The organism is Granulicella rosea (assembly GCF_900188085.1).
Classification (GTDB): Bacteria; Acidobacteriota; Terriglobia; order Terriglobales; family Acidobacteriaceae; genus Edaphobacter; species Edaphobacter rosea.
This window is the reverse complement of record NZ_FZOU01000001.1, coordinates 177943-190659: the sequence shown is the minus strand read 5'-3', so window position 1 is coordinate 190659 and position 12717 is coordinate 177943. Positions and strand designations below refer to the sequence as shown.

Below are 12717 nucleotides of genomic sequence, written 5' to 3'. Positions count from 1 at the left end.
TTGCAGGCCGTTGCACGTCGCCGGGCTATGGCGTCAGGCCCTGGAACGGCAGGAAAAGCTGGAAGACGGTGCCCGAGGCGCCGGGGCGCTGCGAACTGCGCACGATGAGCCGGCCGCGGTGGCGGGCGACGATCTCGCTGCTGATCCAGAGGCCCAGGCCGGTGCCGCCGATGCCCTTGGTGGTGTAGAAGGCCTTGTACATGCTGCGCAGCGTCTCCGGCGCCATGCCGCTGCCGGTGTCGGCGACGGTGATGGCGACGCCGCGCTCGCCGGAGCGCCATTCGGTCGCCTCGCGGGTGCGAACCAAAAGCTTGCCGCCCTGGCCGTGCATGGCGTCGACCGCGTTGCCGACCAGATTGTTCAGCACCTGGCGTATCTCGCTCTCCATGCAGACGATGGACTGCGCCGACCGGCCGCGGCGCTCCACCGCGACGCGGGAGTTCTGCAGCTTCGAGTGGTAGAGGTCGAGCACGGAGTCCGCCAGTTCGGTGCAGGCGATCGCCTGCGGCCGCGTGGACTGCTTGTAGAACCGCAGCGACTGCGAGGTGATCAGCTTCACGCGCTGCAACTCGCGGTCGGCCATCTGCAGATAGGTGCGCGAGTCGACGACCGCATCCGAGCGCTCGGCGAGGTAGAGCAGGTTCATCACCGACTCCAGTGGATTGTTGATCTCATGCGCGATCGACGATGCGAGACGTCCGACGGCGGCCAGTTTCTCGCTCTCGCGCAGCGCGGCCTCGAACTCCACGCGCGCGGTGACATCGTTCTGGATGCCGACGAAGTGCGTCAGCGCGCCATCGCGGTTGCGGATGGGCGAGAGCGAAAGCTCGTTCCAGAAGGCGCTGCCATCCTTGCGAAAGTTCTTCAGCACGGCGACGGTCTCGCGACCGTCGCGCAGAGCCTCGCGGATCAGGGTGATGGCGGCCTGATCGCGTTCGCCGTTTTGCAGAAAGCGGCAGTTTCGGCCCTGCACCTCTTCGAAGCTGTAGCCAGTCATGACCTCGAAGGCGGGGTTGACATAGATCAGCGGCAGGTCCGAACGCGTGGCGTCGGCGACCGAGATGCCGCTGGTGACGGAGCGGAAGATGCGGCGGTTCAGGCTCAGCTCTTCGAGCGCGTCCTGATATCGCCGCGCAAAGGCGCGGTGCGAGTAAAGGATGAGCCCAAGCTGCGCCACGACCGGCGCCGGGGTCTGTGGCAGCGGCAGAATGCCGTCGAAGCTCAGCTCGGACTTGTCGTAGCTGTAGACGCTGTCGGGGGTGCGCGGCACGACCGCGACCACGGCAGGGTTGACTCCCTCGCCGGTCTCCTCGCGCTGCGAAAGCAGGGTACGAATCGAGCGTGCGTCGGGCTCGTCGGCGACGATCAGCTCGCACTGGATGAGAGCTTCAGGCGTGGCCTGATTCGCGGTCAGGAAGATCGGCTGCAGCTCCAGTTGCACGGCTACGCCTTCGATCAACCGCCGGTTGGTTGCGTCCTGCACCAGAATGCCGATACATGCCTTGATGTCCGGCTCCGGCAGGTTGCCGGTATGCAGACTTTGTTCGAATTCCTCAATAAATGAACGTTTCAAGAAGCCTCCAATGCGCTTCACAAACAGACAACAATGCGCTTCACAAGCAGACGACAGATTTTTAGGATGCGTCCCCAGACGGTTCCGTAGCTTCGGCGGACGCTGTTTTGACGCGGTCCACTTCAGCTGCAACCATCCCCAGCCGGGTGGAATCTCAAGTCCATGCAGGATTCTTTCTGTACGAGGTTTTGAAGATGCAGATCAAGCGATCCATCGGCGCGTTGCTGTTGTGCGCGGCCGCCGCGTTACCCGCCCAAGCGCAGAAACCGGCTGCGACCGAGCTTCATATCGATGCGCATGCGGCAGGCACGCCGTTCCCTCACTTCTGGGAGCGGATGTTCGGCTCCGGCCGCGCCATTCTGACGCTGCGCGAGAGCTATCGCGACGACCTGCGCACGGTGCATGAGGCCACGGGCTTCGAGTATGTTCGCTTCCACGCCATCTTCCATGACGAGACGGGCTTCTTCTCGCTCGACGCCAACGGTAAGCCGGTCTACAACTTCTCCTACATCGACCAGATCTACGACGGCCTGCTCGATAACGGTGTGAAGCCGTTCGTGGAGCTGAGCTTCATGCCGAAGGCGCTGGCCTCCGATCCGAATGCGCTGCACGCCTTCTGGTACAAGCAGAACGTCTCCGCGCCGAAGGACTATGCGATGTGGGATGAGATGATCCGCCAGTTCACGCAGCATCTGGTCGATCGCTATGGATTGGATGAGGTCTCGCAGTGGTACTTCGAGGTCTGGAACGAGCCGAACATTGACTTCTGGGTCGGCAAGCCGGCGCAGTCGACTTACTTCGAGTTGTACGACCACACGGCGCGCGCGGTGAAGCAGGTGAACCCGCGCCTGCGCGTCGGTGGGCCGGCGACCGCGCAGGCCGCCTGGGTCACGGACTTTCTCGCGCATACGAAGCAGCAGGGCGTGCCGGTCGACTTCGTGTCGAGCCACATCTATGCCAACGACACGGCGAAGGATGTCTTCAAGACCGACGAGCAGATACCGCGCGATCAGATGGTCTACCGCTCGGTGAAGAGCATTCACGATCAGATCGCGGCATCGCCGTATCCAGCCATGCCGCTCATCATGAGCGAGTACAACGCGACCTACGCGAATGAGCCCGATGTGACCGACAGCATCTACATGGGGCCGTGGCTTGCGAACACCATCCGCCAGTGCGACGGGCTCACGCAGATGATGAGCTACTGGGCGCTCTCCGATGCATTTGAAGAGCAGGGCGTGGTGAAGACGCCGTTCTATGGAGGCTACGGCCTGATCGCCGCGGACAACATCATCAAGCCCGCGCTGAACGCCTTCTCGATGCTGCATCGGTTGGGCGGCACGCGGCTCGCGAACGACTCCGATGCAACGCTGGTGACGCGCCGCAAGGATGGTTCGCTGGTCGTTGCGCTGTGGAACTACGCGCCGCCCATGGGTACGGGCGCGACCTATACATCGTCCGCGCCTGCGGGCCCGGCGCGCAGCTTCGATCTCAGCCTGACCCACGTGCCGTTGAATGCGCACGTCACCCTGCAGCGGCTCGATGAGAACCACGGCAACGTGCTGAAGGCCTACGACGCAATGGGCCGGCCGGCCTTTCCTTCGCTGCGCCAGTTGGACGAACTGCATGAGGCGTCGCAACCCTCGACGCCGGAGACGCTGCATCTGACCGGCGGACGCCTGCGCGTGAACGTGCCTTCGCAGGGGCTCGTCGTACTGGAGATCAAGTGAAGCGAAGCGACCAGCGCCCCCTGGACGTCATCTAATCCACGCAGCGTTGCGGTATGAGTCTGTCGTTGCACTGCAGCATTGAAGGATGAAATGCGCAGCCGGTGTAAGTCCAGCGTCCCGGAAGAGATGAGAGGACGCATGGTACGAAAGGAACGCATGAAGGTCGATCGCCGCGAGGCTTTAAAGCTGCTGGCTGCGGTGGGCATGGGGGCGGGCCTGACCGAGCCTCTCCTCGCCAAGTCGAAGACTGCGCCGCTACCCAACGCCATGATCAAACTGACGCCGCAGCAGGATGCTTTTCTCGACGACCTCGAGCGCAGAGCATGCCTCTACTTCTGGGAGCAGGCAAGCGCGTCCAATGGACAGGTCCGCGACCGCGCACGCTCCTTCGGCAAGGAGACCGGGCGCGTGACCAGCATCGCGGCCACGGGGTTCGGGCTCACGGCGCACTGCATCGCGGACATGCGCGGCTACATGCCTGCGAGCGACCTGCGCGGACGCGTGCTCAAGACGTTGCAGTATCACTACGAGCAACTGCCGCACGACCACGGCTTCTTCTTTCACTTCAACGATATTGAGACTGGCAAGCGCGCGTGGAACTGCGAGGTCTCGTCGATCGATACGGCGCTGCTGCTCTGCGGCGTGCTGACCTGCCGCGCGCACTTCACCGGCGGCGGCGTGGAGTCGCAGATACGCGAGTTGGCGACGAAGATCTACGAGCGCATCGACTGGCCGTGGATGCTCAACGGCGGCACGACCTTCAGCATGGGTTCGATGCCCGAGACCGGATTTCTGAAGTCGCACTGGAGCACGTACTGCGAGCTGATGATGCTGTATCTGCTGGCGCTCGGCTCGACCACGCATCCGGTTGAGCCCATCTGCTGGATCAGCATCGCGCGGCCCTATATCGACTACGCTGGCTTCCACTACGTCTCCGATCTGGCGCCGCTCTTCACGCATCAATACAGCCATGCCTGGTTCGACTTTCGCGGGCAACGCGACCGCTACATCAACTACTTCGATAACTCGATCACGGCCACGCGCGCGCACAAGGCGTTCTGCCTTGCACAGAAGGGCATGAGCTATACGGACGACTACTGGGGGGTGACGGCGTCGGATTCTTCGCGCGGCTATACGGCATGGGGCGGCCCGCCGCTGCTGGGCAAGATCGACGGCTCGGTCGTGCCCTCGGCCGCGGCCGGATCGTTGCCGTTCCTGCCCGAGGAGTGCCTGCGTGTGCTGATGTCGCTGCGCGAGAACTACGAGATCGCGTGGGGCCGCTATGGCTTCGTCGACGCCTTTAACCCGGACGATAACTGGTACGATCGCGACGTGCTCGGCATCGACCAGGGCATCGGTCTGCTGATGGCGGAGAACCTGCGCAGTCAGTTCGTCTGGCAGACCTTCATGAAGAACCCCGAGGCGGTCGAAGGCATGAAGCGCTCGGGATTCATCAAGACTTAGGGCGCTACTTCGCGGTTGCGCTGTAGAAGCTGTACGTCGCGGTGTAAGGCACGCGCGAGACCGTACCTGCATGTTCCTTGTCGCATGCTGCTGGATCCGCCTGGCCGCCCTTTGTGTCAGTGCGGCGGATGTAAGCGACCGGTGTGAAGGCGCCCTTGCCCGTAGTCTCGGATGCCTTCAACAACAGCCATGGAATGGCCCCGGCCACGGGCGCCGTGAGCGATTGCACGAGCTTACCGTGGACCGTGCTGCCGTCGTGATGCATCCACACCGGACCGGCACCATGCGTGCCGATCTTCTCCTCCTGCACGTAGAGCCCGGCCTCCGGCGCGACGAAGGTCCATGCCGCAACATCGGCCTTCACGTCGCAACGATAGATCTGCACGCCGCGTCCTTCGGCGGTGAGCACGAGATGCTGGCCCGCGGGCGCTTCGACCGACTGCGCAGGAACGACCGTGCTCATCGCGACGAAAAGACCAAGTGCGGTGTAGGTGGAGATTCGCATACGCACAGTGTACCGCCGTTACTTCAACGGCAGCGCCATCATCAGGCCGCCGTGCGACCACAGCGTGTTTGGCCCACGCGCCAGCTTCAGCGGCGATGCGGCGCCGAGGTCGCGCTCGTAGATCTCGCCGTAGTTGCCCGTGGCCTTCAAGAGCTGCGCGGCCCAGTCCGGCGCAAGGCCCAGCGGCGCGCCGAGCTCATGCGTCCTGCCCAACAGGCGGCCGATCGACTCGACCTCGCTCCTGCGCATGGCTTCGACGTTGGCGGCGGTCACGCCATCCTCCTCGGCCTGCAGGAGTATCTCGACGGTCCATGCGGCGATGTGGCTCAGGTCTGCGTCCGTGCTGCGCGTGGCGATGGCGAGCGGATCCTTCGAGAGCAGCTCCGGCAGCAGTGCATAGTCGTCCGCATGCTTGCCGAAGGCGAGGCGCGTGTTCGCCAGGCGTGTGCCGTCGCCGGCGAGCGCGGCGCAGTTGCCGGTCGCATAGGCGGCCTGCATCTCGCCCTCTTCCTGAAAGGGAAATGGAACGAAGTCGAGGCGCTCGCGGATGAACCATGCGCGCAGGCTGACCTCGGTCTCGGTCTCGGCGATGAAGCAGATTTTCTTACCCGCGAGCTGCCTTGCCTGGGTGATGCCGAGCTTCTTCGGAACCATCAGCGCGAGACCGTCATAGAGGACGGGGCGCGTCATCGCAACCCATGACGGCGCCGCATGGGCGAAGTCCGCCGTCTGCGTCGCGATCATGTCGATAGCGCCGGTGCGCAGCGCCTGCTGGCCGGTGGCGTCGTCGGGAAACTCCGCGTAGGCGACCTGCGCGTGCGGCCCGAGGATGGCTGTGGCGACTGCCTTGCAGAGGTCGTGGTCGAAGGCCTCGCGCGAGCCGTGGTCGTCGCTCGTCGAGAACTCCGCCTCCTCTTGATTGACCCCGCAGGTAAGCGTATTCGTCGCGCGAATGTGGGCGAGCGTGGCCGATGTCTGGGCGTGCGCGACGCCTGGGATTGACAGGATGCACACCGTCAGGCCGATATGTAACCGCAGAGGCGCCTTTTGAAAGATCATGCTCAGGTTATGGAACCCACGTGCCCGAGGTCGGAATGCCCGGCGTGGTGTCGGGTCGTGGGTTGAAGTCGACGGGGATCGGGTTGGGCCGGTTGGCATCGGTGGGTGTAAGACCCAGCGCCTTGCAGCCGTTGCCGCCGTAGTGCGGGAAGGCGGCGATGACGGACTCGGGAATCTCCGCGTAGCTTGCGGGCAGCGGCGCGCGTTTGCCCTGCAGGCGCAGCGTGTCGAATCCGCTGATCAGGTCGCCTACGCCCGCGACCTTGTCGTCCGCGGGACCGAGATCCTTCTGGCCCGTGCGTTCGAGGCCCAGCGCGCGACCATGCTCTTCAACGGGCAGGTCCGCGAGCGGGATGAGATGGAAGAGCTCATCGACCATCTTGATGATCGAGCTGTGCTCGGCCGGCTCATGCGAGACGCCATGCGCCACGCCGAAGGGCGAGATGAGAATCATCGGGATGCGTGGCCCCTGGTCGAGCGCCTGTCCGGCCGTGTCGTGCGTGCGGACCTTCGGCTGCGCATGGTCGTAGAGGCCGTCGGACTCGTCGTATGCGATCAGGATGACGGAGTCCTTCCAGTACGGACTCTCGGCGATCGCGTTGATCTCGCGCGCCAGCAGCGCCTCGCTGATCTGCGAGTCGGCGTAGCCTGGGTGATCGTCGTTGCCGTCGAAGACCGTGGCCAGCTTCGGGTTCGGATCGGCGGGTTTGAAGCCCTGAATGTTGCCGTAGCCGCCGCGCACGTAGAAGACGCCGGAGTCCGGCAGCCGCTTGGCCGCGACATCCTCGAAAAACGCCCCAAGTCCATGCATATGCGCGCTGGCCTGTGGGTTGTTGGCTACATAGCCGAAGTACTGCGGACCGTTGTGGTGAATCACGTAGTCCTTGTGGGTTGCGACGCCGGCCGGGTCGGTCGGCTCGTGTCCGTAACCCTGCTGGTACCAGCCCCAGTTCACCGCGGCCACGCCATGCCCGGCGATCTTCGCGATGTCCTCTTTCACGTCCGTCAAGTCGAAGACAGGATCGAAGTCGGTGGCGGTGGTCTTCTCGATCTCGCTGCCCATGAAGGAGAGCGGCAGCGTGGCGAAGGTGAGGTTCGGCGCGTGGCCCTTTGCGTTCGAGGGCTCGGGCCGCGTGGGGTTGCCGGCGGCGTCGAGCGCCAATCCCCAGTATGGCTTCGCGTTCGAGACCAGCGGCAGCGCGCTGCCGTCCTTCGGGTCGCCGAGGTTCGGATGCAGCATCCACTGCGTCTCGCCGGTCTGGCCCGCGATCATCGCGATGGCGTTTGGACCCGAGGGGCCGACGACCGTGTCGAAGAAGTGGTCGAAGAGCGTAAAGCGGTCGGCGTACTGCCACATGAAGGGCGCGATATCGCAGTCCACATGCGCCATCACCAGCTCGCCGAACTGCTTGCGTTCGAGCGTAGGGAACTTCGTGGGTTTGCCATCGACCAGCGTCACGCCCTCTTCGGTCAGCGCGTACTGGTCGTTGTGCGCGACGGTGTCGGCGTCGAGCCCCAGCTTGCGCGCGATCGCGACATGGCTGTGATTTACCGAGCCGAGGTCCTGCGGGTAGAGCGGCACGACCTTGCCGTTCACGTCGGTCACCGTCGCGGGGATGCGGAAGGGCGAGATGGTCCCGACCGTGCCGTCGACGTTCACGATCGGCTGCACGAAGCCGGGCGTCTCGGCGGCGGGCCGATTGTAGAGGCCGTCCGCGCCGGGGTAGCTGCCGAAGTAGAAGTCGAAGGAGCGATTTTCCTGGAAGAGGATGAAGACATGCTTCACGCGCTGACGCAGCAGGCGGAGCTTTTCCTCATTCGGGAGCGCGGGTTCTTTGGCTGGGTCGATGGCCCAGGCTTTGACGGTCTTGCCGGGCGCGGGGGCGAGTTCGACCACGCGGCCACTGGTCTGGCCGTTGAGATGGGCCGGCCCGGCCACGCTAAGTGCAACTGTCAAAAGGGCAATGGGAAATCGCGCACATCCACGCTCGATCGTCATGTGTACAGTCTATGCGAGGGAGCTGCCGCATGGCGTGGCTCGGCTCTCCAACACCGTGGAGGAAGATAAGTTTCGCGTCTTCAGAATCTTATTAAACTCTCGCCAAGAATTTGAGAATGCGCTATGGTGAATCAGCACTGACACACAACTGATAGACACCAAGGGCCCTACAGCACCCGTGCCGTGGCGACGACTCGCATCTTCGAGTGGTCATAACCCGCTTTTGACTCTTAGCTTTCTCTTTACTGCCGTGTGGTTTTGTCAGAGTAGTCCACCAACATGCAGCTTCGATTTCGGAGACCATCGCACATGTACTCGCGCCCCCGCATCGCTTTCAGTCTTTCGGCTCTTTCGTTGTCGCTCCTGCTCTGTCCCAGTGTTGGGTTTGCGCAGCAAACCTTGGGCGGCATCACCGGTGTGGTGACCGATGGCGCAGGCGCCATCCTGCCCGGTACGACGGTCGTGGTCACGAGCATCCAGACCGGCCTTACCCGCACGCAGACCTCCGGTTCGAACGGCTACTATGCCTTCTCCAATCTGCCCATCGGCGACTACACGCTGACCTTCACGCACGACGGCTTCAAGGTCTCGAAGATCCCCACCATCGCCGTGCAGGCGGATCGTACCGGCACGGTGAATGCGGATCTGGTCGCCGGCGGCGCATCCGATTCGGTGACGGTCGACGCCGTGCCGCTGATGAACGCGACCGATACGACCAACGGGTATGTGCTTGAAAAGGATCAGATCGAATCGATTCCGCTGCCGACAGGCAGCTTCACCGGACTGGCCATCGCGTCGCCCGGCGTGAACGCGGAGCTGCCGGGCGGCACCGGCGTCAACTCCGGCCTGGGCAACGCGCCCATCTGGGCCAACGGTCAGCGCGACACCTCGAACAGCTTCCTGCTGAATGGCGTCGACGGCAGCAATCTGTTCAACGGCAAGAGCACCAGCCAGGTGGCCTCGGCCCGCGTGGTGAACAATACCGGCGTCAGCAACTCGGGCGGCGGCGGCGTGGAAGGCGGCTCGTCCTCGGTCTATCTGGCGATCGGCAACGCGATCCCGACGCCCGCGCCCGAGACCATCGAAGAGGTTCGCGTCAACGCCTCGATGTATGACGCGTCGCAGGGTTCGTCGAGCGGCGCGCACATCGACCTGAGCACGAAGTCCGGCGCGAACACCGTCCACGGATCGGCGTATGGCCGCCGCGGGACGAACTGGATCAACGCCGCGCCGTTCTTCTTCAAGAAGGACACGGGCATTCCCGAGAGCGACAAGAATCCCTCGCTGCATCGTTACACGGCGGGCGGAACGCTCTCTGGCCCCCTCATCAAGGACAAGCTCTTCGGCTTCGTGGCTTATCAGCACCTGCACATCTCGGACGAGGAGACGGGCGACACGACGCTCTCCGTGCCGAAGGGCCTGTCCAACGATCGCTCGGCGATCACGCTGGCGTCGCTTGAAAATCCGAATGACGGCACAGGTTCGACCAGCTCGGACTGGTCTTCCAACCCTGTCGGCCTGGCGCTGTTTCAGGCGAAGATGCCAAACGGCCAGTACCTTATTCCGAACGATAACGGTCGTACGCTCGACTACTTCTCCGCCGCGAACGCGTTTGAGAAGGGCACCTCGTACTTCATCTCCGACCAGGCCGTGGCTGGGTTGGACTGGAATGCGAGTTCGAAGGATCTGCTGGCGATCAAGTATTACTATCAGCACGATCCGAGCACCTCGCCGTATGCGCTCTCGAGCGTGCCGGGCTTCACCGAGCATATGGACACGGGTTCGCAGGTGTTCTCGATCAATAACGTACAGAATCTGCGCTCGAACCTGAACGTGACCGAGACCCTGGGCTTCATCCGCGAAAAGGCGTACAGCACGAATGAGCAGCCCTTCGCGCCGGGGCAGGCGGGTACGGCGGCGGCGGCGTTCACGACCGCCTTCGGCTCGTACTTTCCGGGCATCACCATCGTGGACGTTCTAAACGGCGGCCAGCCGGACGGCCTCGGCGCGCAGTCGCTCAACATCGGTCCCAGCGCCGCCTCGCAGAGCGCGTACACCGGCATCTTCCAGAATCGCATTCAGCCGTCGTTGAGCGCGATCTACACCAAGGGCCGTCACACGCTGCAGACCGGCGGCAGCTACTCCTACACGCAGTTGAATGTGCGCGACCAGCGCACCGGCAAGGGGACGGTGGCGACGCCGGACTTCACCACCTATGGCAAGGGCTGGGTGACGCCGTACAGCACCAACGGCTTCGTCGCGACCACCTTCCTGCAGGGCGACGCCAACCGTTACTACCGCGCGAACCAGTTGGGTCTCTACGCGCAGGATAAGTACCAAGTGCTCTCGAATGTAAGCCTGACCGTGGGCGCGCGTTACGACTGGAACGGCGGCCTGACCGAAAAGTACGGACGCATTTATAACTTCGACCCCACGCAGTATGCTTACAATGCGCCGAGCGACGTGATCTCGAACGCCGGTCTGATCATCGCGGGCAACAATGTGAATGGCACCTCGGGCGTGAGCAAGACGACGCTGACGGGCCGGCAGTGGGGCTTCGCGCCTCGCCTCGGCGCCGCCTGGCAGCCGGGCTTCCTCGATCACAAGCTGGTTGTCCGCGGCGGCATGGGCATGTACTACGATCGCGGCGAGCTCTACACGTATTTGTCGCCGGGTTATGCTGCGGGCGAGGTCTCGGGCGGTCCGTTCGGTATCAGCCAGACGCCGCCGTTCGTCACGCAGCAGAGCTGCCCGTACAGCGCCTCGTACTATGCGGGTAAGCCCTATCCCAACCAGAGCTATCTGTACGACTACTACATTCCCATCTGCGGCGACGATCCGGTGAATGGCGTCCTGAGCACGAACGGCAGCACGTACTCGCTGGCGTCGCCCTGGGGCACCGTGCGCGCCGCCGGACCTTCGAACCCGAAGGCCTCCGATCTGGTGAAGTACCTGCCCACCGCGGCCGGCATCATCGCCGGCGTTCAGCCCTTCACGCTGGGCGACTATGCACGCGGCAACAAGCTGCCCTACAGCATCAACTTCACGCTGGACCTTCAGTATCAGCCGCGCCGCGACGTCATGGTCGAGATCGGCTACGTCGGCAACCTCGGACGCCATCAGGTCATTCCGCTGCCCTTCAATCAGGCGCAGGTGGCGACGCAGGGGGCGCCGACCCATCCGGGCGGATACGCCGCGACGCAGCAGTTCAGCTACGGCTACACGGTGCTGGATCCCAATACCTACGAGCCGATCTGCGTGAACGATCCGACGGAGGCGAACTGCAAGTTCGGTCAGATGCAGTCGAACTACGAGGGAGGCAACGTCGACCTGCGCGTGCCGTATCTCGGCTACTCGTCGGAGTCGGAGAGCTACACCGCGGCCGGCATCTCGGCGTATCACGCGCTGCAGGTGCATGTGGATAAGCGCATCAGCCACGGCTTCCTCGCGGGCGCCTCGTACACCTACTCGCATGTCACGGACGAGCAGAGCGCGCTCGGCCTGTTCTATAACGGCAACGACCCGAAGAACCTGCGCAGCGGCTATGGCTCGGCGGACTTCGATCGCACCCACGTGTTGAACGTCACCTACAGCTACACGCTGCCGAAGTTCTACGGCGACGGCACGCTGAAGGGCAAGCTGGCGAACTCGTGGTCGCTGAACGGCATCGTCATCGTGCAGAGCGGCCAGCCGTACAGCGTCATCGACTACTCGGGCGCGGTGGGCAGCCTCTACTACAGCACCTTCGACGGCATCACGAACCCCATCGTTCCGCTGGCGCCGGGCTGCACGCCGAAGAGCGCGAAGACGGGCGACAACGGCGCCTTCTACAACCCGATCACACAAACGGGCGCCGCGTTGAAGGCCTCCTGCTTCACCATCCCGCTGATCGCGCAGGGCACGCAGGGCGTGCCGGTGGGCGACGCCTTCGAGACCGGCTTCACCGCCGGCCAGCGCAATATCTTCCGCCAGACCTGGCAGAAGCGGGGGGATATGTCGCTGGTCAAGACGATGCAGGTCTACGACAAGTACAGCCTGAAGTACACCTTCGATGTCTTCAACGTGACCAACACAACCAGCTTCGACATCCCGACCGACAACGTCTCGCAGAACGCGGGGTATAACAACGAACCGTTCTACAGCACCGATCCGTACAGCCTCTACACGCCCAGCCCGGCAGGACTGGGTGTGACGAAGCATGCGATCGGCTCGCCGCGCCAGATTCAGATGTCGCTGCGTCTGCTGTTCTAATCCTGCCAAAGGAGAAAGGCCACGCCCCCGAAGTCCTGGGGCGTGGCCCTTTTCTTTTCCTATCAAAGAAGCTGTCATTCCGAGCACAGCACGTCCTTCACTGCGTTCAGGATGACAAGCCGCGTGGGCGGTGCTT

The 12717-nt window shown here is 63.6% G+C and carries 7 protein-coding genes; 3 read left to right on the top strand and 4 right to left on the bottom strand.

The window, feature by feature from the left end; all coding sequences use genetic code 11:
* Positions 1-25: 25 nt before the first annotated feature.
* Complete coding sequence (locus CHB87_RS00865; RefSeq protein ID WP_245817742.1) at positions 26-1573, bottom strand: two-component system sensor histidine kinase NtrB; 1548 nt, start codon at positions 1571-1573, stop codon at positions 26-28.
* Positions 1574-1767: 194 nt separating this feature from the next.
* Between CHB87_RS00865 and CHB87_RS00860 the strand changes: the two genes are divergently transcribed.
* Both CHB87_RS00860 and CHB87_RS00855 read left to right on the top strand, forming a co-directional pair.
* Entirely contained in the window at positions 1768-3303 is a 1536-nt protein-coding gene (locus CHB87_RS00860) for a GH39 family glycosyl hydrolase (protein ID WP_089406503.1), read from the top strand.
* Positions 3304-3441: 138 nt separating this feature from the next.
* On the top strand, positions 3442-4767 hold the full coding sequence (locus CHB87_RS00855) for a glucoamylase family protein (protein ID WP_245817741.1): 1326 nt from the start codon (positions 3442-3444) through the stop codon (positions 4765-4767).
* A gap of 4 nt (positions 4768-4771) precedes the next feature.
* Here the strand turns inward: CHB87_RS00855 and CHB87_RS00850 are convergent, their stop codons facing one another.
* From CHB87_RS00850 to CHB87_RS00840, 3 genes are read right to left on the bottom strand one after another with little or no spacing between them, the layout of a single operon-like run.
* Positions 4772-5272 carry a DUF3455 domain-containing protein gene (locus tag CHB87_RS00850; protein WP_089406502.1) on the bottom strand — a complete coding sequence of 167 codons (501 nt, stop codon included), beginning with the start codon at positions 5270-5272 and terminating at the stop codon, positions 4772-4774.
* A gap of 18 nt (positions 5273-5290) precedes the next feature.
* Positions 5291-6331 carry a type 2 periplasmic-binding domain-containing protein gene (locus tag CHB87_RS00845; RefSeq protein WP_176441530.1) on the bottom strand — a complete coding sequence of 347 codons (1041 nt, stop codon included), beginning with the start codon at positions 6329-6331 and terminating at the stop codon, positions 5291-5293.
* Positions 6332-6338: 7 nt separating this feature from the next.
* A complete protein-coding gene (locus CHB87_RS00840) occupies positions 6339-8288 on the bottom strand; it encodes a phospholipase C (RefSeq protein WP_245817740.1) in 1950 nt (649 codons plus the stop codon).
* Positions 8289-8639: 351 nt separating this feature from the next.
* Here CHB87_RS00840 and CHB87_RS00835 point away from each other — a divergent pair, with 351 nt between their 5' ends.
* Positions 8640-12581, top strand: a complete 3942-nt coding sequence (locus CHB87_RS00835) for a TonB-dependent receptor (RefSeq protein ID WP_089406499.1) — start codon at positions 8640-8642, stop codon at positions 12579-12581.
* The last annotated feature ends 136 nt before the right edge of the window (positions 12582-12717 follow it).